The 24,522-nt window shown below is 70.5% G+C and carries 18 protein-coding genes and 1 tRNA gene; 17 read left to right on the top strand and 2 right to left on the bottom strand.

Going from position 1 to position 24,522, the window contains the following annotated elements:
* Window positions 1-29: 29 nt before the first annotated feature.
* The 10 genes from ACLJPY_RS42375 (at window position 30) to ACLJPY_RS42330 (ending at window position 12,854) form a co-directional block, all read left to right on the top strand.
* Window positions 30-1,655 (top strand): ABC transporter substrate-binding protein, encoded by a 1,626-nt coding sequence (locus ACLJPY_RS42375; protein WP_410596626.1) that lies wholly within the window; start codon window positions 30-32, stop codon window positions 1,653-1,655.
* 79 nt (window positions 1,656-1,734) lie between these two features.
* The gene (locus ACLJPY_RS42370; RefSeq protein ID WP_410596625.1) at window positions 1,735-2,664 is read left to right on the top strand and encodes an ABC transporter permease; all 930 of its coding nucleotides are present in this window, start codon (window positions 1,735-1,737) and stop codon (window positions 2,662-2,664) included.
* Entirely contained in the window at window positions 2,657-3,610 is a 954-nt protein-coding gene (locus ACLJPY_RS42365) for an ABC transporter permease (protein ID WP_410596624.1), read from the top strand. Before ACLJPY_RS42370 ends, ACLJPY_RS42365 begins: the two co-directional genes overlap by 8 nt.
* Before the next feature lie 4 nt (window positions 3,611-3,614).
* Complete coding sequence (locus ACLJPY_RS42360; RefSeq protein WP_410596623.1) at window positions 3,615-4,616, top strand: ABC transporter ATP-binding protein; 1,002 nt, start codon at window positions 3,615-3,617, stop codon at window positions 4,614-4,616.
* Window positions 4,603-5,640, top strand: coding sequence for an ABC transporter ATP-binding protein (locus ACLJPY_RS42355; protein ID WP_410596622.1), 1,038 nt, complete (start codon window positions 4,603-4,605; stop codon window positions 5,638-5,640). Before ACLJPY_RS42360 ends, ACLJPY_RS42355 begins: the two co-directional genes overlap by 14 nt.
* A 73-nt stretch (window positions 5,641-5,713) precedes the next feature.
* A complete protein-coding gene (locus ACLJPY_RS42350) occupies window positions 5,714-7,438 on the top strand; it encodes a S8 family serine peptidase (RefSeq protein ID WP_410596621.1) in 1,725 nt (574 codons plus the stop codon).
* Between the two features lie 279 nt (window positions 7,439-7,717).
* A complete protein-coding gene (locus tag ACLJPY_RS42345) occupies window positions 7,718-11,329 on the top strand; it encodes an ALF repeat-containing protein (RefSeq protein WP_410596620.1) in 3,612 nt (1,203 codons plus the stop codon).
* A gap of 28 nt (window positions 11,330-11,357) precedes the next feature.
* Window positions 11,358-11,783: a hypothetical protein gene (locus ACLJPY_RS42340; RefSeq protein ID WP_410596619.1), complete on the top strand. Its 426-nt coding sequence runs from the start codon at window positions 11,358-11,360 to the stop codon at window positions 11,781-11,783.
* Complete coding sequence (locus ACLJPY_RS42335) at window positions 11,780-12,046, top strand: hypothetical protein (protein WP_410596618.1); 267 nt, start codon at window positions 11,780-11,782, stop codon at window positions 12,044-12,046. Before ACLJPY_RS42340 ends, ACLJPY_RS42335 begins: the two co-directional genes overlap by 4 nt.
* Window positions 12,047-12,611: 565 nt before the next feature.
* The gene (locus tag ACLJPY_RS42330; RefSeq protein ID WP_410596617.1) at window positions 12,612-12,854 is read left to right on the top strand and encodes a hypothetical protein; all 243 of its coding nucleotides are present in this window, start codon (window positions 12,612-12,614) and stop codon (window positions 12,852-12,854) included.
* Here ACLJPY_RS42330 and ACLJPY_RS42325 read toward each other — a convergent pair.
* A complete protein-coding gene (locus ACLJPY_RS42325) occupies window positions 12,832-14,325 on the bottom strand; it encodes a S10 family peptidase (protein WP_410596616.1) in 1,494 nt (497 codons plus the stop codon). The genes ACLJPY_RS42330 and ACLJPY_RS42325 overlap by 23 nt on opposite strands.
* Window positions 14,326-14,373: 48 nt before the next feature.
* On the opposite strand from ACLJPY_RS42325, the gene ACLJPY_RS42320 reads away from it, so the two are divergent.
* The 5 genes from ACLJPY_RS42320 (at window position 14,374) to ACLJPY_RS42300 (ending at window position 18,754) form a co-directional block, all read left to right on the top strand.
* The gene (locus ACLJPY_RS42320; protein ID WP_410596615.1) at window positions 14,374-15,033 is read left to right on the top strand and encodes an endonuclease V; all 660 of its coding nucleotides are present in this window, start codon (window positions 14,374-14,376) and stop codon (window positions 15,031-15,033) included.
* Window positions 15,030-15,713: a uracil-DNA glycosylase gene (locus tag ACLJPY_RS42315; RefSeq protein ID WP_410596614.1), complete on the top strand. Its 684-nt coding sequence runs from the start codon at window positions 15,030-15,032 to the stop codon at window positions 15,711-15,713. The genes ACLJPY_RS42320 and ACLJPY_RS42315 overlap by 4 nt, the downstream gene beginning before the upstream one ends.
* A gap of 84 nt (window positions 15,714-15,797) precedes the next feature.
* A complete protein-coding gene (locus ACLJPY_RS42310) occupies window positions 15,798-17,132 on the top strand; it encodes an NAD(P)/FAD-dependent oxidoreductase (protein ID WP_410596613.1) in 1,335 nt (444 codons plus the stop codon).
* Between the two features lie 195 nt (window positions 17,133-17,327).
* Entirely contained in the window at window positions 17,328-18,653 is a 1,326-nt protein-coding gene (locus ACLJPY_RS42305; protein WP_410596612.1) for a lectin, read from the top strand.
* A 24-nt stretch (window positions 18,654-18,677) separates the two neighbouring features.
* Window positions 18,678-18,754: transfer RNA gene (locus tag ACLJPY_RS42300), tRNA-Leu, on the top strand.
* Between the two features lie 1,116 nt (window positions 18,755-19,870).
* On the opposite strand, the gene ACLJPY_RS42295 is transcribed toward ACLJPY_RS42300, so the two are convergent.
* Window positions 19,871-20,560, bottom strand: coding sequence for a response regulator transcription factor (locus tag ACLJPY_RS42295; protein ID WP_410596611.1), 690 nt, complete (start codon window positions 20,558-20,560; stop codon window positions 19,871-19,873).
* 533 nt (window positions 20,561-21,093) lie between these two features.
* On the opposite strand from ACLJPY_RS42295, the gene ACLJPY_RS42290 reads away from it, so the two are divergent.
* Complete coding sequence (locus tag ACLJPY_RS42290) at window positions 21,094-22,659, top strand: MFS transporter (RefSeq protein ID WP_410596610.1); 1,566 nt, start codon at window positions 21,094-21,096, stop codon at window positions 22,657-22,659.
* 15 nt (window positions 22,660-22,674) lie between these two features.
* On the top strand, window positions 22,675-24,522 hold the full coding sequence (locus ACLJPY_RS42285) for a DEAD/DEAH box helicase (RefSeq protein ID WP_410596609.1): 1,848 nt from the start codon (window positions 22,675-22,677) through the stop codon (window positions 24,520-24,522).

Here is a 24,522-nt window from a genome sequence, read left to right as displayed (position 1 = left end):
TTTCGGACACACCGGAAATGGAGGGGATCATGCGTCGTTCGCGCAGGCTCTGGGGACCCACGGTGGTGATGACCTCGCTGGCGCTCGCGCTCGCCGCGTGCGGCGGTGGCTCGGGCAGCTCCGCGGGCGCCGGCGGGACGGACCCGGACGGCACCGTCAGCGTCTACGGCACCGAACCGCAGAACGCGCTGGTCCCGACCAACATCAACGACCTCGGCGGCACCAAGGCGGTCCAGCCGATGTTCGCCACGCTCGTCGGCTTCAAGGGCGCGGACGCGCAGCCCTTCAACCTGATGGCGGACTCGATCACCACGACCGACTCCAAGGTCTACGACATCAAGATCAAGCAGGGCTGGAAGTTCCACGACGGCACCGAGGTGAAGGCGCACAACTTCATCGACGCCTGGAACTACGGCGCCTACGCGCCCAACGGCCAGCTCAACACCGACTTCTTCGCCAACATCCAGGGCTACCAGGACGTCCACCCCGAGGCCGAAAACGCCAAGCCGACCACGGACAAGATGTCCGGCCTGGTCGCCAAGGGCGACTACGAGTTCCAGGTGACGCTCAACGCGCCCTTCTCCGTCTTCGACGTCAAGATCGGCTACCAGGCCTTCGCGCCGCTGCCCGACTCGTTCTTCAAGGACCCCAAGGGCTTCGAGCAGCACCCGATCGGCAACGGCCCGCTGAAGTTCGTCTCGCGGACGCCGAACCAGGACATCAAGCTCACCCGCTTCGACGACTACAAGGGTGACGACAAGGTCCACTTCAAGAACCTCGACATCAAGATCTACTCCAGCCAGGAGACCGCCTACCAGGACCTGCTGAGCGGGCGGCTCGACTTCATGGAGGCGCTGCCGCCGTCGGCGGTCGCGGGCGGGAAGTACAAGAACGACCTCGGCGACCGGCTCGTCACCGGCCACCTGCTCGGGATCAGCACCATCAACATCCCGTACTACGTGCCCGGCTACAACAACCTCGAGCTGCGCAAGGCCATCTCGATGGCGATCGACCGCGTGCAGATCACCAAGACCGTCATGAACGACACCTACGTGCCGGCCGACGGCTACATCTCGCAGGGCATCCAGGGTGCGCGCGAAGGCGTTTGCAAGTTCTGCCACTTCGACCCGGCGGCGGCCAAGGACGCCTTCCAGAAGTCCGGCTTCAAGGGCAAGCTGACCATCGCGTCCAACGCGGACGGCGGCCGCAAGGAACCGCTGGTCGCGGCGTGCAACAGCATCAAGAACACCCTCGGCGTCGAGTGCGACTTCGTGCCCGCCACCGACTTCGGCCAGTGGCGCAGCATCGTGACCGGCCACAAGCTGACCGGCATGGGCCGCTCGGACTGGTCGGCGGACTACCCGTCCATCGAGGACTTCCTCAACCCGATCTTCCGGACCGGCGGCTCTTCGAACGACTCGACGTACTCGAACCCGAAGGTCGACGCCCTGCTCACCCAGGCCGACTCGACGGCCGACAAGGCCGCCGCGGTCAAGCTGTACCAGCAGGCCGAGGACCTGATCGCGCAGGACCTGCCGACCATTCCGGTGTGGGACGAGAAGGGTGTCGCGGCGAAGTCGAAGAACCTCAAGGCAGCGGCCCTGGACTTCCGCCGCATGCCGGACTACCCGTCCATCGAGGTCCTGAAGAAGTAGCTGCGGCTCCCACCACCACGGCGCCGTGGGCGAGGACGCACCCCCGCCCACGGCGCCCGGCGCGCACTAGGAACTCGTCATGATCCGCTATGTCCTGCGACGGCTGCTGCAGCTGGTCCCGGTGTTCTTCGGCACCACGTTCCTCATCTACGTCCTGGTCTGGGCCGTGCCCGGCGACCCGTTCTCCGGCAAGTGCGGGCAGGTCGTCTGCCCACCGGCCTACATCGCCCAGATGACCGAGAAGTTCCACCTGAACGACAACATCTTCGTCCAGTACTTCAAGTACCTCGGCAGCCTCTTCACCGGCGACTGGGGCGAAACCTTCAACGGCACCTCGGTCGGCGACCTGATCGCCACGTCGTACCCGATCACGCTGCGCCTGGCCGTGATCGCGGTGGTCATCGAAGCCGTCATCGGGCTGACCGCCGGCGTGCTGACCGGCCTGCGCGGCAAGGGTTTCCTCGACAACCTCGTGCTGGTCTCGACCACGTTCCTGATCTCGCTGCCGGTGTTCGTCACCGCGATCGTGCTGCAGCTGGCCCTGGGCGCCAACGGACTGGGCCTGATCGAGGCCAGCGTCTCGGACGACCCGGGCATCGGCGAACTGATCGTGCCGGGCATCGCGCTCGGCAGCCTGTCCATGGCGTACGTGGCCCGGCTGGCGCGCACGAGCATCGCCGAGAACCGCCACGCCGACTACGTCCGGACGGCCATCGCGAAGGGCCAGCCGCAGAGTCGGGTCGTCCTCGTCCACCTGCTGCGCAACTCGGTGATCCCGGTGCTGACGTTCCTCGGCACCGACCTCGGCGCCCTGATGGGCGGCGCGATCGTCACCGAAGGCGTGTTCAACATCAACGGACTGGGCGGGCTCATCTTCCGCGGCATCCAGAACCGGGAGAGCGCCACCGTCGTCGGCGTCGTCGTCCTGCTGGTGCTGGTGTACCTGCTGATGAGCCTGATCGTCGACCTGCTCTACGCCGTTCTCGACCCGAGGATCCGCTATGACTGACCCGAACCTGGTGGCCGGCGGCGGGGCCGACGCGGCGGAACTGTCCCGTGTGGACGATTCCGCCACCGGTCCGCAGCGGCCCCGCAGCCTGTGGAGCGACGCGTGGCGCCAGCTGCGGCGCAAGCCCGCGTTCGTCGCCTCGGCCGTGATCATCGTGCTGATCGTGCTGATCGCGGTCGCGCCCGGCCTGTTCAGCTCGCGCGAGGCGGGCTTCAGCGACCTCGCGCACGCCAACGAAGGCCCGTCCGCGGACGCCTGGTTCGGCTACGACAACCAGGGCCAGGACGTCTACGCCCGCACGATCTACGGCACCCGCGCCTCGGTGCTGGTCGGGGTGTTCGCGACGCTGCTGACCGTCCTCATCGGCTCGGTGGTCGGCATCCTCGCCGGCTACTACGGCCGGCTCGTCGACAGCCTGCTGTCGCGCTTCGGCGACATCTTCGCCGGCCTGCCGTTCGTGCTCGGCGCGATCGTCATCCTGACGACGTTCAACGCGCCCGGCTCGAACCCCGGTGTGGTCACCATCATCGTCCAGGTGGTCTGCTCGATCGCGGTGCTGAGCTGGCCGGTCGCCATGCGCATCATGCGGTCGGCGACGCTGGTGGCCAAGCAGCTCGACTACGTCAAGGCCGCCCGTGGTCTCGGCGCGAGCACCCCGCGGATCATCTTCCGGCACCTGCTGCCGAACACGGTCGCCCCGGTGCTGGTGTACGCGACCATCGCGCTCGGCGCGTTCATCGGCGCCGAAGCGACGCTGGCCTACCTCGGCATCGGCGTGCGCCCGCCGGTGATCTCCTGGGGCGTGATGATCAGCGACTCGCGGGACTACTTCCGCAACGACCCGCACATGCTGCTGTTCCCCGGCGCCTTCGTCACCCTGACCGTGCTGGCCTTCGTGATGCTGGGCGACGGCATCCGCGACGCGCTCGATCCGAAGTCGAGGTAAGTCCTTGTCCGACAACGAACTGCTGCTCGAGGTCGAAGACCTGCACGTCGAATTCCGGACGTCCGACGGCGTGGCCAACGTGCTCAACGGCGTCGGCTACACCGTGCACGCCGGGGAAACCCTGGCCGTGCTCGGCGAATCCGGCTCCGGCAAGAGCGTCACGGCGCAGACGGTGATGGGCATCCTCGACACGCCGCCCGGCGTGATCACCGCGGGTGCGGTGCGCTGGCGCGGCGAGGACCTGCTGACCGCGTCCGAGGAACGCCGCCGCGAGGTGCGCGGCAGCGAGATCGCGATGATCTTCCAGGACGCCCTGTCCGCGCTGAACCCGGTGTTCACCGTGGGGTTCCAGATCGAAGAACAGCTGCGCGTCCGGCTCGGGATGTCCAAGAAGGACGCGCGGAAGCGCGCGGTCGAACTGCTCGACACCGTCCGCATCCCGGCGGCCGAACGCCGGATCAAGGACTACCCGCACCAGTTCTCCGGCGGCATGCGCCAGCGCGCGATGATCGCGATGTCGCTGGCGCTCGACCCGGACCTGCTCATCGCCGACGAGCCGACCACCGCGCTCGACGTCACCGTGCAGGCCCAGATCATGGACCTGCTGCACGAGATCCAGGCCGAACGCAAGATGGGGCTCGTGCTCATCACGCACGACCTGGGCGTGGTCGCCGAGGTCGCGGACCGGATCGCGGTGATGTACGCGGGACGGATCGTCGAGCAGGCCGACGCCGTCGAGCTGTTCCGCGCGCCGGCCCACCCGTACACCGCCGCGCTGATGGACTCCCTGCCCCGGCTCGACCTCAAAGGACAGACGCTGGAAACCATCAAGGGCCTGCCGCCCAGCCTGCTGAACATCCCACCGGGCTGTCCGTTCCACCCGCGGTGCAAGCGGGCCGAAGCGCGGTGTTCCGAAGAGGTTCCGCCGCAGCACGCGATCGGCTTCGGCCGGACCAGCGCGTGCCACTTCGCCGAAGAGGTGGTGAGTTCGCGTGGCAGTATCTGAGGCCGCCTCCGCTGGGAAAAGCACGTCGGCGGAGCCGATCCTTTCGGTCACCGACCTGAAGAAGTACTTCCCGGTCCGCACCGGCATCCTGTTCAAGCGCACGATCGGCCAGGTCAAGGCGGTCGACGGCGTCTCGTTCGACCTGATGCCGGGCGAGACGCTCGGCGTGGTCGGCGAGTCCGGCTGCGGCAAGTCGACGCTCGCCCAGGTCCTCATGCGGCTGGAGGAACCGACCGGCGGCACGGCGAAGTTCGAGGGCCGCGACATCTTCGCCATGCGCGGCAACGAACTGCGGAAGCTGCGGCGCGAGATCCAGATCGTGCTGCAGGACCCGTACACCTCGCTCAACCCGCGGATGACGGTCGGCGACATCATCGGCGAGCCGTTCGAGATCCACCCCGAAGTCGCGCCGAAGGGTTCGCGGGCGGGCAAGGTGCGGGAGCTGCTGGAGGTGGTCGGGCTCAACCCCGAGCACCTCAACCGCTACCCGCACCAGTTCTCCGGCGGCCAGCGCCAGCGCATCGGCATCGCGCGGGCACTGGCGCTGCGGCCCAAGGTCATCATCTGCGACGAGCCGGTGTCCGCATTGGACGTCTCGATCCAGGCGCAGGTGATGAACCTGCTCGGCGACCTGCAGACCGAGTTCGGCCTGTCCTACGTCTTCATCGCGCACGACCTGTCGGTGGTGCGGCACCTGTCGAACCGGGTGGCGGTGATGTACCTCGGCAAGATCGTCGAGCTCGGCACCGACGAGGAGATCTACGAACGGCCTTCGCACCCGTACACCCAGGCGCTGCTGTCCGCGGTGCCGGTGGCGGACCCGGCGGTGCGCGGACGCCGTCAGGTGATCCGGCTGACCGGGGACGTGCCGAGCCCGCTGGATCCCCCGTCCGGTTGCCGGTTCCGCACGCGGTGCTGGAAGGCCCAGGACCGGTGCGCGACCGAGGTGCCGGAGCTGGTGCCCCGGACGGACGGGCACTTGTCAGCTTGTCACTTCGCCGAACAGAAGTCGGTTGTTCCATAACGTACGTTTGGCCGTTGTACGTGCATTGTCCGGTCTATACGGTGCAGGAACCGCTTTCGCGAGGAGGAGAAACGTGAAGAGATCCAGGCTTCTGGCCGCCGTGCTGGCCGTGCCGCTGTTCGGCACGGTGTCGGCGGTCGCGGTCCCGGCCGCGTCGGCGCAGCCCGCGCTGTCCGGTCCGGCGACCGAGTTCACCGTGCTCGCCAAGGACCTCCAGAGCATCGGCAGCGCCCAGCAGGCGATCAAGGCCGCGGGCGGCACGGTCCTGGAGACCAACACCGCGGTCGGTCTCATCAAGGCCAGCGCGCCGGCCACCGGCTTCACCGAGCGCGTGACCACGGACCACGCCGTGTTCGGCGCGGCCAAGGCGCAGGTCATCGGCTCGGTGCCGAAGAACGGCAAGAAGACCAAGAGCGACAACGTCGAGAAGGAAGGCCGCGGCGCGGCTGCTTCGAAGAAGGCGGCCGCGAACAAGGCCGTCGGGATGGACCCGCTGGACGACCAGCTCTGGGGCCTGAAGTCCGTCCGCTCGGACCTTTCGCGCACCAAGCAGCCGGGCAGCAAGCAGGTCAAGGTCGGCGTCATCGACACCGGCATCGACGGCACGCACCCGGACATCGCGCCGAACTTCGACGAGGCCGACTCGCGCAACTTCACCCGCGACATCCCGACCGACGTCAACGGCGTCGAGGTCGACGGCCCCTGCGAGTTCCGCGGCTGCGTCGACCCGGTCAACCACGACGACGGCGGCCACGGCACGCACGTCGCCGGCACGATCGCGGCGGCGGCCAACGGCTTCGGCGTTTCCGGTGTCGCGCCCAACGTGACGCTGGTGAACATCCGCGCCGGCCAGGACTCGGGGTACTTCTTCCTGCAGCCGACCGTCGACGCGCTGACCTACGCCGGCGACGCGGGCATCGACGTCGTCAACATGTCGTTCTACACCGACCCGTGGCTGTACAACTGCACGGCCAACCCGGCGGACTCGCCCGCCGAGCAGGCCGAGCAGCGCACGATCATCGAAGCGACCCAGCGCGCGCTGAACTACGCGCACCGCAAGGGCGTCACGATGGTGGTCGCGCTGGGCAACCAGCACACCGACCTCGGCGCGCCGCAGCCGGACACCACGAGCCCCGACTACCCGGCCAACAGCACGCACCCGCGCACGGTCGACAACTCGACCTGCCTCAACCTGCCGGTCGAGGGCAACCACACGATCGGCGTGAGCTCGTTCGGGCCGTCCCAGAAGAAGGCGGACTACTCGAACTACGGCCTCGAGCAGATCTCGGTCTCGGCCCCGGGCGGCTTCTTCCGCGACGGCTTCGGCACGCCGTGGTACCGCACGGTGCAGAACGAGATCCTGTCGACGTACCCGAAGAACGTGGGCGTCGCCGACGGCAACATCGACGCGGACGGCAACATCACCGAAGCGGGCCTGGCGGCGGGCGTCGAGAAGGCGACCGCACCCGACGGCCGCGTGGGCTATTACCAGTGGCTGCAGGGAACATCGATGGCCACCCCGCACGCCACCGGCGTCGCGGCGCTGATCATTTCCCAGTACGGCAAGAAGACCCACGGCGAGTTCGGCCTGGACCCGGACAAGGTCCAGCGCGTCCTCGAAGGCACGGCGGCGAAGATCGCCTGCCCGGTCCCGCGCACGGTGGACTACCTGAAGGAAGGCCGCGACGCGACGTTCACGGCCACGTGCGAGGGTGACCCGTCGTTCAACGGCTTCTACGGCCACGGCGCGGTCGACGCGTACGCGGCGGTGACCCGGGGGTCGCAGTACCTGAAGTAGGTTTTGCCCGAAACGGCCCACTTTCTTCGGAAGGTGGGCCGTTTCGCGTATTTCGGTCCATTTCCGCCGGATCCGCCGGTTCCGCCGCATTTCGGCGTTTCCGGTGGTGGGAGCGTGATCATTGACCCGTCCGGCCGTTGACAGCCGGGTGCGGATCGGGAAATGTCCGGAGCGGAGAAATGCGGTCGGGGACCCGGTTCTTCGGACATCCGCTCGAGGGGGACATTCACTGTGCGCACCGCGCTGAGCCGATTTCGTGCTGCCCTGATAACAACCGCCGTGGTCGCCGTGACGGCGGGTTCGATCGCCGCCCCGGTGGCCGGGGCGGCCGAGGCGCCGCCACCGGACCGGGCGCAGGCCGAAGTGCTGTGGAAGTACGGCGGTCCGGTCACCCGGGCCGACGCCGCCGCGGCCCTTGCCGGATCCGGCGCCGACGTCACCGCCTTCCTGACGACGCTGCGGCAACGCGATGCCGCCATCGACCGGGACGTGCACGTCAACCAGCTCATGGCGGCCGGTGGACCGGCGACGAGGAACGCGGCGCAGCAGGCGCTCGACGCCGGCACCGACGACGCGCTCGTCAAGTTCCTGCAGTCGGGCTGGCAGGCGCCCTACACGAGTGACCTGCGGGTCCGGGTCGACCAGGTGATGGCCGTCGGCGGGTCGCAGCTGCGGCAGGCGGCGCAGAAGGCGCTCGACGCCGGTACCGACGACGCACTGACCGCGTTCCTGCAGGCCGGGTGGCGTGCCCCGTTCGCGACGGACCAGCGGCTGCGGGTCAACCAGGCGATGGCCGCCGGCGGCCCGGAGGTCCAGGCCGTCGCGCAGCAGGCGCTCGACGACGGGACCGTCGACGCGTACAACCGTTTCCTGGACGCCGACCTGCCGGTCGCGCAGGCCCGTGACGCCGAGACGACGGACGTCGCCCAGCTCGCCGCGACGGCGAGCAGTGCGGCGTCGACGGCTGCGACCGAGACCCAGGCGGCCCAGGCGGCGTCCGATCGCGCGGTCACCGAGGCGGCGGCGGCCCAGGCGGCCGCGCAGGCCGCGAAGGACGCGGCAGCGGCGGCGCAGGGGCATTCGCAGCAGGCCACCGACGCCGCGTCCCGTGCCGCTTTCGCCGCCAAGCAAGCGGCCGCGACCGCGCGCGAAGCGATCGGCGCGGCCAATGCGGCGTCCTCGGCGGCCAACACCGCGGCCGCCGCAGCTTCGCGCGCCGCGGCCGCGGCTGCTGCGGCGGGACGTGCGGCCTCCAACGCCTACGACGCCGCTGCGCTCGCGGTCGGCGACCAGAAGAAGGCCGGCGACGCGAAGTTCGCGGCGCAGGTCGCCCGGGACGCCGCCAACGCCGCGTCCACGGCGGCCAACGCGGCGGACTGGGCCAGGACGGCGTCCCAGCAGGCCGGACTGGCCGGCAACGCCGCCAACGACGCGGCGACCCAGTCGGTCAACGCCGCCAATGCGGCGACCGAAGCGGCCGACAAGGCCGCCGCCGCGGGCGCGGACGCGCGCGAGGCCAAGGCCGCTGCCGCCCGGGCCCGGGCGCAGGCCGCACGCGCCGTCGCCGCGGCCGGTGCGAGCCGTGCCTGGGCGAACCAGGCGGCGGACCAGGCCGGCCAGGCCGCCGCGGCTGCCCGGGCCGCGGGCACGGACGCGACGAACGCCGCGGCCGCCGCCGAGGACGCCGCCGCGCACGCCGGCCAAGCCGCGGACGCGGCGCAGCAGGCGACCGACCACGCGAACGCCGCGACCGCCGCCGCCACCACCGCGGCCAACGCCACGCACCAGGCCGCCCAGATCGCCGCCGCGGCGCGTCAGTCGGACGCGGACCGCATCGCACTGGCGGCGCAGCAGGAGGACGACGCGGCCCGCGATGCCCTTGCGGCCGCGGCGCAGCTTCCCGCCACACCGCGGTGGGACCGGGACCAGGCGTCCACCTGGGACGCCGAGACGACCCGGTTGCTGACCGAAGCCACCACGCCCGGTGCGGAACGGGCAACGGTGCTGACCGACGCGCGGAAGATCGCCCTGAACCTCAGCACCACCGGCGGACCGTGGACCAGGGCGGCGGCCGAGTCGGCCCTCTCCGGGTCCGACGACGAAGCTGTTTCGTTCGTCAACGGCGGTTTGCTCGCCGCGGCCGGGCAGGACGACCGCGTGATCCTCGGGGACCTGGCCGCGGCCGGGACGCAGGCCTTGAAGGACGCGGCGGCCACGGTCCTGGCCGGGCCGGACGCCGGCGTCCGCGACTTCCTGCGCAGCCGCGACTACCCGGGACGCGAGCAGGACGACCGGATCCAGGTGGACCAGATCATGGCCGCGGCGCGCGCGGACGGGCACCTCACGGTCGTCGCCAACGGTCAGAAGGCTCTCGACGCCGGTGGTGACCAGCCGCTGCGGCAGTTCCTCGAGACGGGTCAGTTCTCCGCCGCGGACATCGACGACCACGTCGCGGCGAACCAGATCATGGCCGCCGCGCAGTCGTCGGGCTCGCGGGAGCTGGCCGCCGCGGCCCAGGCCGCGCTGGACGGGCCGGCCCAGCTGCTGCACCAGTTCCTGACCGTCGGCCAGTACACGGCCGCCCGTCGGGACCAGAACACCGCGGCGCACTACGCGGCGATCGACAGCCTGCTCGCGCAGGCTTCGCGTGCGGCCGCCGAAGCGACGCACAACGCCGACGACGCCCAGGCCGCGGCCGCGCGGGCCCGCAACGCGGCTCAGCAGGCCGCGGACTACGCCAACCAGGCCGCGGACGCGGCGAACCAGGCAGCCGGCTTCGCCAACCAGGCCCAGGAAGCGGCAGCTCGCGCGGCTGCCTCGGCGGCGCAGGCCAAGCAGTCGGCCGACACTGCCGCCCGGGCCGCGGCTTCGGCCGTCGCCTCGGCGGACCGAGCGGCGCGTTCGGCGTTGTCCGCCCAGCATTCGGCGGACATCGCGGCCGGTTACGCCGCCCAGGCGGCCATCTCGGCCCGCACCGCGTTCGACGCCGCCGTGCAGGCGGGCCTCGACGCCCACGCCGCCGAGCTGGCCGCGCAGCAGGCGTGGCAGACCGTGGTCACCAAGGCGAACGCCGAAAAGCAGAAGATCATCGACGACCGCACCACGGCGTGCCAGAACCGCAAGCCCCAGGGCATCTACGTGGTCAGCGCCGCCGACTGCATCCTGCTGGTGACGGGCACGGACGCCGACCGCGAACGCATCTTCGGGGTCATGCAACAGGCGTGCCGCCGGCTGAACGCGGGCGACAACGACCTCGTCAACCGGTGCCTGGACCCGAACAACCTGTGGGACCCCAACTTCAACGCGCTGCCCGACCCGGCCGCCGCGATGGCCGCCCAGACCGTCATCGGGCCGCCCGGGGAAGCCGCGGCGATCGGCGGGTTCGAGGAACTGCTCGGTATCGCGGCAGAAGGTGCGGAAGCCCTCTCGGTCGCCGCCGAGGCGAGCAAGCTGGCCAGTGCGGTGAACGAGGCCGCCACCGGCGAGCGGCTGGTCGGCCAGGACGCGCGGCTCGCCGAAGCCGCGCAGGAGGTCGCGGGCCGCCGGCTCGGCGACCACATCGTGCTGGGGTCCCGCTACCACGGGCTGGAGGACCTGACGGCCAAGCTCGGCGGCCGCAACCTGCTGTCCGATCTGGACTGGCGGGAACAGGTGCAGGTTTCCGCCGACCTGCTCAAGCTCGGGGACGCCGACATCAAGGTGTCGTTCGCGCTGGACGGACTGGAAGGGGAAACCCCGGCGGACATCCTCTACCAGGCAGTCGTGGCCGACATGCGCGGAACCGCCAACGCGACCCAGTGGGAGCTCACGACGTACAAGTACGCCGGAGTACTGGACAAGGTCGAGTTCTACCAAGGTGGCGTGCGCATCCCGAACCCGTACGGTGGGTAGCACACCCGGACGGAAAGGGAAAACCGCTGTGCAGACCGTGCCCGGACAGCTGCCTCTCGTGCTGAACCGGAAGTTCCACCTGGCGAAGTACGAGAGCAGCCACGCACAACTGCTGTTCCGCAGCGGCCGCAGTGCCTACCACGACGGCGAGTACCTGAAGTACGACTCGGTGGCCGACGTGCTGTTCAAGAACGTCTCGGTGCTGGCGGTGGCCGAGAGCTACCACCCCCTGGAGGTGGCGCTGGGCGGCGGCGCCGAGTTCGCGGGCCTGCACGGCCTGCTGAACTGCGAACTCGGCGACCGCAAGCTCTACGTCCTGCGCAGCTCGTTCGGCGGGCCGGTGGGGTACGTGGTTGCGGGAGCGGTGTACTGGACGGACGACCCGGACGGTTCGACCGGCAAGGAAAGCGTGCTCCTCGACGGCACCGGCGGCAGACCGGTGTTCGCGGCGTGATCGACCCGGCGGGGTACGAACGGCTCGTGGCGGAAGCCCGGACCGCGCTCGCGGCGGGCAGCGGGCTCGACGAGGTGCTGGCCCGGCTGCGGCGGGACGGCTTCTCGCCGGTCGACAGCATCCGGGCGGTCCGCGTGCTGACCGGCGCTTCGTTGGCCGAGGCCAAGGAGACCGTCCACGTCAGCCCGGCGTGGGCGGACGTGCGCGAGCCGACCGATGAGTTCCACCGGCAACTGGAGGACGAAACTCACCGGCGGGAATGATCGTTGGTGGTCGCCGACGACCGGTCGTCGGCGCTGCGGCGCCATCCGCTCCCTTGAAGCGCTGCCCCCGCCCGAACGGTACTTCGGCACCTGAACCGGGCAACCTTCCGGACGCGGTTCGCGTGTACGACTGGGGGTGTCCGTTGATCGTTCGTGAACCGGCGCTGCCGAAGGACCCGAGACTGCCCGGCGAGCCGACGGTGCTCGAGGTCGCCGGCGCGCGGGGGTGGCTGGCGGGCCGCGGGGTGGCGGTGTGGCTGCCGACGCGGCTGCTGGCGCTGCGCATCGGCGCGCGTGGCTTCGGGCTGCGCGAACGACCGGTCTACGCCGTCGCTGCCGCGCTCGTGGCGCTCTCCGGCTCGGTCGTGGTCGGCCGGACGGACCTGCCGGGCAAGGGCGCCTGGTTCGCCGTGGTCCTGGTGCTGCGCTGGCGGCGGATGCAGTCCCGCGATCGGGTCGCCGAGGGTCTCGTCGAACCCGGCCGCCCGCCCTCGCTGCGAGCAGCGGCCCGGCAGGTCGGCTACTGCTCCCTGAGCGCGGTGGCCGTCACCTTCGTCGGTGGGCGGTGCTGTGCGCGGCGGCGTTCCTCGCCGAGCCGCCGCTCACCGGAGCGCACTGGTACTCGCCCGGGGCGGAAACGTCGGTGCAAACGCTCCGGATGGGCTACCTCGTCCTGGCGATGGGGACGTGGGCGATCGCCCGGTTCCGCGCCCGGTACCGGCACCTGCCGCCGGGCAGCTACGGGACGGGGTCCGGGGGCCGGCACCCCGGCCGGCCCCCGGACCTCAGCGGTTCGACGCCCTCTTGACGAACTTCGCCAGGTCCTTCGACTGCTGCAGCCGGGTCGGCTCGTGGACGTACATCATGTGGCCCGCCGGGTAGTACGCCGTGTCGATGTTCTCCCGCAGTTCCTCCGGGATCTGCAGGTGGGCCAGCACGTGCTCGGCCGCGAAGTACGCCGTCGCGCCGTCGTAGTGGCCGAACGCCACGTGGACCTGCAGGTGCGGGTTCGCGCGCATCGCCGCGCCCAGCGAGTCCACCACCGACACCGAGCGGCCCTCGAACTCCTTGTACGACCACGCCTTGAACGTGTCCTCGTGGATGAGCTCGTACGGCAGGTCGTTGGCGTACCCGAGTTCCGCGCGCACGTAGTGGTTGAACGCCGCCGCGTAGGCGCCGATCACCCGGGAGATCGACGGGTCGTCGCTCATGTGCTCGCGGCCGCCGTCCGGCTCCCACGTCGTGAAGCGGCCGTCCATCCGGCCGACCACCAGGCCGCGGTCGCGCAGCAGCTCGGTGAAGAACCGGACGTGCTCGATCCGCAGGTTCACCCGGTCCACATAGGACTCCGAGAGGCCGGTCAGCGACGCCAGCGTGGCCACCGCCTCCGTCCGGTCCTGAGTGGACAGCCGGGCGCCGCGGGACAGCGCCCACGGCAGGTCCTTCGCCGCGAAGTCTTCGGCGTCGGCGAGGACGTCGTCGAGCGGGCGTTCGCCGTGCAGGCCGTGGTAGTGCGCGATCGCCGCGTACGTCGGCACGTACAGCGAGTACGGGAGGTCGTTGCCCTCCGTGAACCGCAGCGTGCCGAGGTCGAGCACCGAGGAGATGAGCAGCAGGCCGTTCAGGTACAGCCCGTGCCGGTCCTGCAGGTGCGCGGCCAGCCCGGCGGCGCGCAGCGTGCCGTACGACTCGCCGGCCAGGAACTTCGGCGACAGCCAGCGCTGGTGGCGCGACACCCACAGCCGGATGACCTCGCCGACCGACTCGATGTCGCCCTTGAACCCGTGGAAGTCCTTCGTCTCGCCGCCTTCGGACGCGCGCGAGTAACCGGTCGAAACCGGGTCGATGAACACGAGGTCGCTGTGCACCAGCAGCGTCTCGGGGTTGTCGGCCAGCCCGTACGGCGGCGGCACCAGGTCGTCGACGTCGCCCGAAAGCACCCGGCGCGGCCCCAGCAGGCCCATGTGCAGCCAGATGCTCGACGAGCCGGGCCCGCCGTTGAAGGCGAACGTCACCGGCCGCGACCCCGGGTCGGCGTCGTCGAGGGTGTAGGAGGTGATGAACACCTCCGCTGTCGCCTTGACGCCCTCGGACTTGCCGTCCTTGACGACCTCCTTGCGGAGGACGACCCGGCCCGCCTTCGCCGTGTACGCGAGCTTCTTGCGCTTCACGGTCAGCGTGTGCTGGGTCGTGACGATGTCGTCGGTCGGCTCGGCCGGGATCTCGGTGGTTTCCGCGGCCTTCTTCTCGGGAGCCTCTTCGGGGGTGGTGTCCGCCATGGCCCCAACTTAGTCGGCGGGGCCGGGGGGCTGTGGCAGGGTGACCTGGTGCACACCGAGGACTGGCCCGCGACGGCCGAGGAGGCGCTCGCCGTGCAGGAGCGGCTGCGCGGCCTCGTCGACCTCACCGACGACCTCCCCGAACTGCCGCCGACCGTCACCGGCCTCGACGTCGCCTACGACGAGACCGGCCACATCGCCGCGGCGGCCGTCACCCTCGAGACCGCCGGGCTCACCGTGGTCGAGCAGCGGACGCACCGCGCGCAGGCCGCTTTCCCGTACGAGCCGGGCTTGTTCGCCTTCCGCGAGCTGCCGTCGCTGCTGGCCGCGCTCGACCGGCTGGAGCGCACGCCCGACGTCCTGGTCTGCGACGGCCACGGCCTCGCGCACCCGCGCCGCTTCGGCCTGGCGTGCCACCTCGGCGTGCTGACCGGGCTGCCCGCGTTCGGCGTCGGCAAGACGCGGTTCGTCGGCTCGCACGACGAGCCGGGTGCGTCGCGCGGGGCGTCGGTGCCGCTGGTCGACGCCGGGGAAGAGGTCGGCGCGGTCGTGCGCACCCAGGACGGCGTCAAGCCGGTGTACGTCTCGGCCGGGCACCGGATCGGCCTGGCCCACGCCGGCCGGCTCACCCTGGCGCTGACCCCGCGCTACCGGCTGCCGGAGACCACCCGCCACGCCGACCGGCTCTCCCGGGCGGCGCTGCGATGAGGTCCCTGCGCGAGCTGGACGCCGCGGTGGCCGGCTGCCGCGCCTGCCCGCGGCTGGTCGCCTGGCGGGAGGGCGTCGCGGGCACCAAGGCGGCCTTCCGCGGCGAGGAGTACTGGGCGCGGCCGGTGCCCGGCTTCGGCCCACCGGACGCCTCCCTCGCCGTCGTCGGGCTGGCGCCATCGGCGCACGGCGCGAACCGCACCGGCCGGATGTTCACCGGCGACCCATCGGGTGATTTCCTCTTCCGCGTCCTGCACGAGGTCGGGCTCGCTTCGCAGCCGACGTCGACGGCCATCGGCGACGGCCTCGAGCTGTACGGCACCCGGCTCGTTTCGCCCGTCCGGTGCGCGCCGCCGGAGAACAAGCCGACGCCGGCCGAGCGGGACACGTGCCGCCCGTGGCTGGCCGAAGAGCTGACGCTGTTACGTCCGACACTGCGGGCGATCGTGGTGCTCGGGGCGTTCGGCTGGCAGGCGTTACTGCCCGTGCTCGACGCGGCCGGCTGGCCGGTGCCGCAGCCGCGGCCGGCGTTCGGCCACGGAGTCGTCCTGGAGCTGGGCGACCTGCGTGTTTTCGGCTGTTATCACGTCTCGCCGCGCAATGTCCAGACTCATCGCGTGACCCACGCCATGGTGGCCGACGTGTTCCGTGCCGCGACCTCGGTGACTCGGCCGGACTGAATCGTTACGGAAACCGCAGCGACGCTGGTCACAGCCGGATGGGGCCCCCGAGCGGGGTCGCGGCGGAGGTGTCACCATGAGGACATGGCTGCTGCGAAGTCGAAGTCGGAACCGACTCGGATCCTCGTCCTCGGTGGTGGGTACGTCGGGCTCTACACGGCGTACGGCCTCCAGAAGATGCTCCGGGCCAACGAGGCCTCCGTGACCGTCGTTGACCCGCAGCCCCACATGACCTACGCGCCGTTCCTCCCGGAGGCCGCGGCCGGCGCGATCGAGCCCCGGCACGTGGTCGTGCCGCTGCGGCGGGTGCTCAAGCGCTGCCACGTGCTGACCGCGCGCGTCACCAAGATCGAGAACGACAAGAAGTCCGTCACGGTCGAGGCGGCCGACGGCCACATCGAGCAGCTCGGCTACGACGTCCTGGTCGTCGCCCTCGGCGCCGTCGCGCGCATCCTGCCCATCCCGGGCCTGGTCGAGGAGGGCATCGCCTTCAAGACCATCGGCGAAGCGATCTACCTGCGCAACCACATCATGACCAAGCTCGACGAGGCGGCCAGCACGCTCGACCCCGAGCTGCGCAAGCGCCTGCTGACGTTCACCGTGGTCGGCGGCGGGTTCGCCGGCATCGAGGCGCTGGCCGAGCTCGAGGACATGACCCGGTTCGCGGTGGAGAACTACTACCCGAACATCAAGGTCTCCGACATCCGCTGGGTGCTCGTCGAGGCCGCCGGCCGGATCCTGCCCGAGGTCCGCGAGACCCTCGGCGTCTACACGGTCGAGCAGCTGGAGAAGCGCGGCATCGAGGTCTACCTCTCGACCGCGGCGAAGTCGTTCGAGAACGGCCACGTCGTGCTTTCGGACGGCACCGAGTTCGACACCGACACGATCATCTGGACCGCGGGTGTGAAGGCCAACCCGGTGGTCGGCCAGTCGGACTTGCCGGTCGACAAGCGCGGCCGGCTCGAGGCGACCGCCGCCATGCAGGTCGTCGGCCACCCGGACGTGTGGACCGCGGGCGACAACGCGGCCATCCCGGACCTATCGCGCACCGAAGAGGACCCGACGGCCACCTGCCCGCCGAACGCGCAGCACGCCGTCCGCCAGGCCCGCCTGCTGGCGAAGAACATCATCAAGGTCCTGCGCGGCGGCAAGCCGAAGGACTACTACCACAAGAACCTCGGCGCGGTGGCGAGCCTCGGCCTGCACAAGGGCGTGGCGGACGCGCTGAACCTGAAGATCAAGGGCTTCCCGGCGTGGCTGTTCCACCGCGCCTACCACCTCAAGGCGATGCCGACGTGGAACCGCCGCATCCGGATCCTGTTCGACTGGATCCTCGGTGGCCTGTTCCGGCGTGAGGTGATCTCGCTCGGGCAGATCAACAACCCGAAGGACGAGTTCGCGCGCGTCTCGAAGTCCTGACGCTCGTTTCGCGGAGCCCCCGGCCGTTGCGGCCGGGGGCTTTCGTCGTTTTCGGGGCTATTGCTGGGAATGCCCGGCTGTGTACCGGTGAGCGACATGGTCTGGACAACTGGACCGGTGGGCGGGTAAACCCTTTCTTCACAACGCGGAATAAGTCCGCTCCCGGCTCCCTCCCTCGGTCCCCTGGAGCTCGTCATGTCGTTTTCCCGTACCAAAGCGGCGCTGACGGCGGCCTTGCCGATCGCCGCCGCCCTCGTCCTGCCGCCGTCCACCGCCGCCGCGGCCGGCGGCGCCTTCCCCGCCCACTACGCGGCGCCGTACCTGCAGATCAGCGACGCCGACGCCGGCCAGCTGGCCGCCGACCTGAACGCGACCGGCACGAAGTTCTACACGCTGGCGTTCCTGACCCCGCAGTCCGGCTGCACGCCGGTCTGGGAGGCGAACGGCACGGGCGTCGGCTCGTTCAAGTCCCAGGTCAGCGCGCTCCAGTCGGCGGGCGGCAACGTGATCCCGTCGTTCGGCGGCGCGGCGGGCGGCGAGCTCGCCCAGACGTGCACGAACACGTCGAGCCTCACGGCGGCGTACGCGAACGTCGTGAACACGTACGGAACGCCCCGCCTCGACTTCGACATCGAGGGCGACGTCCTGAACGACACGGCGGCCAACCAGCGCCGCAATTCGGCGCTGGCGGCGCTGCAGCAGCAGAACCCGTCGGTCCAGGTGGACTACACGCTGGCGGTCGACCCGGCGGGCATCCCGTCGAACGAGCTGGACCTGCTGCGCGACGCGAAGAACAAGGGCGTCAAGGTCAGCGTGGTCAACCTGATGGTGATGGACTTCTACGACGGCCAGCCGGTGCTCTCGGACGCACTGTCGGCCGCGCGCGCGTCGGCGTCGCAGCTGGCGAGCCTGTACGGCATCTCGACCTCGGCGGCGTACGCGATGATGGGCTTGACGCCCATCGCCGGCCGCAACGACGACGGCGCCCAGTTCAGCCAGTCCGACGCGCAGCAGCTGGAGAGCTTCGCGGCCTCGAACGGCGTCGCGGAACTGTCGTTCTGGGAGCTCCAGGACTACGACCGGGCGACGGGCTACGCGTACTCGAGGATCTTCAACGCGATCTCGGGCTCCACCCCGCCGCCGTCGTCCGGCGGCACGATCACCGGCTACGGCGGCAAGTGCGTTGACGTGGCGGGCGCATCTTCGGCCAACGGCACGACGGTCGACCTGTACACGTGCAACGGCACGAACGCCCAGCAGTGGACGTCCTCCGCGGGCACGCTGCGAGCGCTGGGCAAGTGCCTGGACGTGGCCTCGGCGGCCACGGCGAACGGAACCCGCGTCCAGCTGTACGACTGCAACGGCACGGGCGCCCAGCAGTGGACGCGATCGGGAAACCAGCTGGTGAACCCGGCCTCGGGCAAGTGCCTGGACGCAACCGGCCCGAGCTCGGCGGACGGCACCCCGCTGCAGATCTGGACGTGCACGGGAGCGGCGAACCAGTCCTGGACGTTCAACTGAGGCGGATCGCCTAGAGTGTGCGGTGCCCCCGTAGCCCAACCGGCAGAGGCAGTCGACTTAAAATCGATTCAGTGCGGGTTCGAGTCCCGTCGGGGGCACCAAACACCCTGGTCAGCGGCCTGGGGTGGGGCGCAACGAAGAGCAAGTGCTCCACTCACGCCCCACTTTCCCCTGACCGTCACAAGAGGTGTTCCATCGCGTCCGCGATCGTGGGTGCCCCGGCGTCCCGGCCGACGTACCGGTCAAGGCGGCCCTCCAGGACTGCGCCGCTGTCGGACGGCACGCGCGGGGCCCGCCGCTCAAGAAGAGGGGAATGTCTTCGCTGGACGGGTAGGTCTCCGAGATGCCGAAAGGCCACCCACTTGTAAGTAATTGCCCCGATCTGCGCAAGTCGCGTCAGCCAAGGTTGGAAGGGTTCGTAACAACTCGATTCGCTTCGGCGACCTCTCGGCAGAGCACTCGATGGATGGTCCATGGCGAGCACAGAGATCGCCATGGCCACCTGGCGTCGATGCAGTCTGTGCGGAACCGCGGAGGTGGCAAAAGTGGGCAAGGTTTACGTTGTCAAAAACTCATGGGATGCCGACGAGAAGGTCCATGTCGTCAGCAACTCGTGGGACGCCGACTAGGTAGCTCAAACCTGCGCGGAGGTCTGACATCCGCCGCGTGCAAAAGTCATGCAGGATGGCGCCGCCCAGCGCTGCTGAACAATGACTGACGACGACCGCGGGTTGTCCCTGCGGTACAAGGTGTTCTCTCGTGATCACTAGGTCAGGAAATCAGATCATGTTGTCATGGATGCGTTGGTTCATTAGCATGGGCGCGGAAGAGTGAAGATCAGATGTTTCACTTCGCCCCACGGCCAGCGCCTGGCGACGGCCGTTCTTCAAGGCGATGATGGGCTCCTCGGCCAACAGTGGTGCTGCGGTGAGCCGGCGCCTCCTGCAAGGGCAATTCCGATGCGGTTGGACCCCCGCACCGGTGCCACAGAACGTCGACCGGCTTCTCGTCGCCGTGTTGGGTGACGACGACGGCGAACCGAAGCCGGGCGGCAGGGTGCTCAGCACCGGGTGATGGCCCGAGCCCGCCCGCGAGCGCGGCCAGCGTGGCGACGGCCCGTCCAGCCCGCCCGGGTGAGCTGGCCGGGGGATCCGCGGGAAGTAGAGCAGGCCCCCGGTCGGCTCGCCCCCGGCCGGGGGCGAGCCGACCGGGCCACCTCACATGACCAGGAGCCCCGACTCCATGGCCCGGACGACCGCGAGTGTCCGGTTCGGGCAGTTGAGCTTGGCCAGGATGATCCCCACCGTGCGCTTGACCCCGTGTTCGGAGATCCCCAGCGACCGCGCGACCTGACGGTTGCTCTGCCCCTCGGCGATCAGCCGGAGCACTTGGTGTTCCCGCGCCGTCAAAGCGATCATCGACGCGCGCTTCGCCGGGGTGTCCGTGCCGAGCTGGTCGGGTGCTGACACCGAGCGTCGGGCCAGTGTGGGGGATACGTGGAAGCGGCCGGCGGCCACGTCGGCCATTGCGTCGCGCAGCGTCTCGGGGCGGAGGTCCGCCCAGTCCAGGAAGCCCTTAGCGTGGTCGATCCAGGACTGGTCGATGGCGTCGGCCGGGTCCACCAGGAGCAGGACGTCGACGTGGTGGCGCCGGAGCTTTTCGGCGATCGGGGCCGGCAGGGGTGCCAGCGCGCTGCCGGAGGAAATGATCAACTGGCCGTTGGCGAACGTCGAGATGTCCGCCACGTCCGTGCTGAACCGGGCGGTCAGCCGGATGTCCAGGGAGCGGAACATCCCTTCGACGCTGTAGCGGCGAATGCCGTCCTCGACGACCAGCATGATCTGGAGGTTGGTGCCCTGCGGCAACGGGGAACGGCCCAGCCACGGGGAAACCCGTCCGTCGCGCATGTCGGGGATGATCGCGCCGTCGAATCCTGGCGATGCTCCGGGTGTGACTGTCATTTGTTCTGTCATTTTTAGCCCCCATGCGGCCCGGCCGGCGTGTGGACGCCTCTCTGCGCAGGCCATTCTCACGTGAATATCGTGTTATGTTAAATAGCGGGGTCGACCCCTGCGTTCGAGCATGGCACGAGGGCTGGGAACTGTCCACCCCGGGGTGGCGGACATGGTGATTCAGTACCGGGTAAAGCTTGGGTCAAACCCGCTGCTCAGACGGGTGCGTCCGGGAGCCGGTCGGGGGTGCCGGGCCCGGGACCGCGGTTCACGGCTCGCCGGGAGACACAGAATCCGTCCGGTTGCAAGCCCCTCAGATTGATAAAATATCCCGCCGGAGGCATGAATTCGCCGTCTGTGCAAATCCGCCGGAGGGCACAGAATCGCTTTGGAAGCAACATGCTCGGCCGACGTCACAGATTTGACAATCGCGGACGTGCTTGCTTATCGTCGGTCCGGTTCCCGCCGATCGCCATCCGAAGGTGTCCATGAACGCGCCGCCGACGCTGCCGAAATCGAAGCAGCAGTTGATTCTTGCCGTCCTGATGTTGTGCTCGGTGCTGATCTGGCTGGACAACACCGTCCTCAGCACCACGCTGGAGACCCTGGCGGACCCGGTCCGGGGAATCGCCGCCGATCCCGGCGAGCTGCAGTGGGCGACCGGTTCGTACACGCTGGCCTTCGCCACCTTGATGTTCACCGCCGGCGCACTGGGCGACCGGTTCGGGCACCGGACGGTGTTCTTCGGCGGCGTGGTCGTTTTCGCCGCGTCCTCGTTGTGGGCGGCGTACGCGACCGACGCGGGCCAGCTGATCGCGGCCCGGGCCGCGATGGGCGTGGGCAGTGCGCTGATCACGCCCGCGATGCTGGCCATTCTCATGTGGACCTTCACCGGCCCCGCGCGGGCCGCCGCGATCGGCATCTTCTCGACGTCGGCCGGGGTCGGCATGGCGGCCGGCCCGGTGCTGGCGGGCTTCCTGCTCGCCCACTTCCACTGGGGTTCGGTCTTCCTGGTCAACGTCCCGGTTTCGGCCGTGGCGCTCGCCGGGATCGCCGTGCTGGTGCCGAACTTCCGCAGCCCCACCCGGCGGCCGCTGGACCCCGCCGGGATGCTGCTGTCGATCGGCGGGCTGGTGGCGCTGGTCTACGGGCTGATCCGGGCCGGGCAGGTGGCCGCGTGGAGCCGGACCGACGTCTGGGCACCGATCTTGGCCGGCCTGGTGCTGCTGGCCGCCTTCGTCGTCGTCGAACTGCGGGTCAAGGCGCCCGGCTTCGACCCGCGGCTGCTCGCGCACCGCACCTTCGGCGGCGGCAACCTGGCGCTCGGGCTGCTGCTGTTCGGGGTCGCCGCCATCACCTTCTACAACGCCTTCTACCTGCAGGGCGCGCTCGGCTTCTCGCCGATGGCCGCCGGGCTGGCCAACATCCCGACCGCGGCCGGCGCCCTCGTGGGCGCGCCGCTCGCCGCGCGGCTGGTCCGGCGCCGGTCGGTGCGCCCGGTCGCCGTGCCGGCGCTGACCGTGGCCGCGCTGACCATGGGTGCGTACGCGTTCCTGGACGTGCAGACGCCCCTCGTCTGGATCGAGGTGCTGCTGTTCGTCCAGGGGCTCGCGATCGGCATGGTGATCGGCCCGGTCACCGCCGCGCTGATCGGCCACCTGCCGCTGGCGCAGGCCGGCGCCGGCTCGGCCGTCACCAACACCGTGCGGCAGGCCGGCAGCGTGATCGGGATCGCCGTGGGCGGCACGATCCTGTCGATCGGGTACCGGCGGGCGATCGAACCCGCGCTGGTCGGCCTCCCCGGCCCGGTGCAGGAGCAGGCGCGGGTGTCCGCCGAGCAGGCCCGCCACGCCGCGCCCGGCCTGGCCGGGGCCGCCGACGACGCCTTCGTCCACGCCATGCACACCGGCGCGGGCTGGATCGCGGCCATCGCGCTCCTCGGCGCCGGCGTCCTGCTGGTCACCCTGCCCGCCGGGAAGAAGCGTGGTCCGGTCGCGGAGCACGACGAGACCCACGCCGCCGAGGCCGTGGCCGCCCCGGCGTCCCGGCCGTGAGGGACGGGGGTGCCCGTGCGGGCTGCCACTGAAGTACGGGAAACCGGGTCGAGCGCCGCCGGTGTCCAGGTGGCGAGCCAGGCCACCTACCTGCTGGACCGGCACATGTTCGCCCTGTGGACCTGGGCGTCCCGGGCGGCCGGTAGCCCGCCGGACGTCGGTGACGTCGAGCGGCTCGCCCTGGTCGTCCCGGCACCCGACCACGCCAGCTTCGAGGTGGCCGACGTCGACTGCGCGCTGATCGAGCCGGACGCGCTCGCCGGCGCGCCCCTCGGCTCGCCCGGCCGGTCGGTCGAGGCTTGGCGGGCGCGGATCGCGGGCGGCGACGCGGCCTTGCCGATCGCCGCGCACGCCGTGCCCGACGCCACCGGCACCGCCGTGACGTCGGCGGAGCACGCGGCGGCCGTGTTCCGGCACACCACCGAGGTCGCCGCCGAGCTGCGCACCGCGTTGACCGCCGAGCTGCGGCCGTACCAGGTCCGCGGGGTGAGCTGGCTGCGCGAGGCCGTCGACGCCCACGGTGGCGCGGTGCTCGCCGACGAGATGGGGCTCGGCAAGACGCTGCAGGCCATCGGCTACCTCGTCGGACGCGCCGACGCGGGTCCGCAGCTGGTCGTCTGCCCCACGTCGCTGGTCGGCAACTGGGCGCACGAGATCGCGCGCTTCGCCCCGGACCTGAAGGCGGTGGCCTGGCGGGGCGAGCCGCTGGAGGCCATCGCCGGGCGGACGGTGGTGCTCACCGGGTATCCGACGCTGCGCCTGCACGGCCCGGCCCTCATGGAACACCAGTGGGCCACGGCGGTCTTCGACGAAGCCCAGGTGCTGAAGAACCCGCGCACCCAGGTGTCGAAAGCGGCGCGGACCATCGCGGCCGACGCGCGGATCGCGCTGACCGGAACGCCCGTCGAGAACCGGCTCGAGGAACTCTGGGCGCTGCTCAACCTGGTCGCGCCGCAGCTGTTCGGGCACAAGACGCAGTTCCGCCGCCGCTTCGCCCGGCCGATCGCGGACGGCTCCGTCGCCGCCGTGGCCCGGCTGCGCGGGGTGATCGAGCCGGTCGTGCTGATGCGCAAGAAGTCCCAGGTCGCCGGCTCGCTGCCACCCAAGATCCACGCCGACCTGATCTGCGACCTCACGGAAGAACAGCAGCGGCTGTACGACCGCGTGCTGGAGCGGGCAATCGACGACGGCTTCGGCAGCGGCGCCCAGCGCCAGGCCCGGGTGCTGGCGGCGCTGACCGCGCTCAAGCAGGTCTGCAACCACCCGACGCTGGTCGCCGGTGGGCCGGGCGAAGCCGACGGTGTCGTCGACGCCGAGGAACTGGCCGGGCGGTCGGGGAAGCTCGACCTGTGCACCGACATCGTGGCCAACAACCTCGAAACCGGTTCGCCGACGCTGATCTTCACCCAGTACCGGAAGACCGGTGAGCTGCTGGTGCGGCACTTCGGCGAGCAGTTCCGGGTGTCCGCCCCGTTCTTCCACGGCGGCCTGAGCCAGGACCAGCGGGCCGAGATCGTCCGCGGCTTCCAGGCCGACGACGGGCCGAAGGTGCTGGTGCTCAGCCTGAAGGCGGGCGGCACCGGGCTCACGCTGACCCGCGCGGCCGACGTCATCCACTTCGACCGGTGGTGGAACCCGGCCGTGGAGGCGCAGGCCTCCGACCGGGTGCACCGGATCGGGCAGACCCGCACGGTCACCGTCACCACGCTGACCACCAACACCACCGTCGAGGAGCACATCGCGGCCATGCACTCGCGCAAGTCGGCGCTCTCCGACATCGCCGACATGTCCGGGGTCGCCGAACTGGCCCGGCTGGACGACGACCACCTGATCGCGACCCTGCGCCGGAAGCGAAGCAGCTGA

It is taken from the genome of Amycolatopsis sp. lyj-23, from assembly GCF_046549135.1.
In the GTDB taxonomy this organism is placed as follows: Bacteria; Actinomycetota; Actinomycetes; order Mycobacteriales; family Pseudonocardiaceae; genus Amycolatopsis.
Note: the sequence above shows the minus strand (reverse complement) of the source record. Positions and strands in the feature narration are given on the sequence as shown.

What these genes read in the sequence shown, in the direction of transcription:
- ACLJPY_RS42315 (WP_410596614.1), top strand. Translation starts at nt 15,030, where the DNA reads ATGAGGTCCCTGCGCGAGCTGGACGCCGCGGTGGCCGGCTGCCGCGCC.
- ACLJPY_RS42310 (WP_410596613.1), top strand. Translation starts at nt 15,798, where the DNA reads ATGGCTGCTGCGAAGTCGAAGTCGGAACCGACTCGGATCCTCGTCCTC.
- ACLJPY_RS42305 (WP_410596612.1), top strand. Translation starts at nt 17,328, where the DNA reads ATGTCGTTTTCCCGTACCAAAGCGGCGCTGACGGCGGCCTTGCCGATC.
- ACLJPY_RS42375 (WP_410596626.1), top strand. Translation starts at nt 30, where the DNA reads ATGCGTCGTTCGCGCAGGCTCTGGGGACCCACGGTGGTGATGACCTCG.
- ACLJPY_RS42290 (WP_410596610.1), top strand. Translation starts at nt 21,094, where the DNA reads ATGAACGCGCCGCCGACGCTGCCGAAATCGAAGCAGCAGTTGATTCTT.
- ACLJPY_RS42370 (WP_410596625.1), top strand. Translation starts at nt 1,735, where the DNA reads ATGATCCGCTATGTCCTGCGACGGCTGCTGCAGCTGGTCCCGGTGTTC.
- ACLJPY_RS42325 (WP_410596616.1), bottom strand. Translation starts at nt 14,325, where the DNA reads ATGGCGGACACCACCCCCGAAGAGGCTCCCGAGAAGAAGGCCGCGGAA.
- ACLJPY_RS42295 (WP_410596611.1), bottom strand. Translation starts at nt 20,560, where the DNA reads ATGCGCGACGGACGGGTTTCCCCGTGGCTGGGCCGTTCCCCGTTGCCG.
- ACLJPY_RS42365 (WP_410596624.1), top strand. Translation starts at nt 2,657, where the DNA reads ATGACTGACCCGAACCTGGTGGCCGGCGGCGGGGCCGACGCGGCGGAA.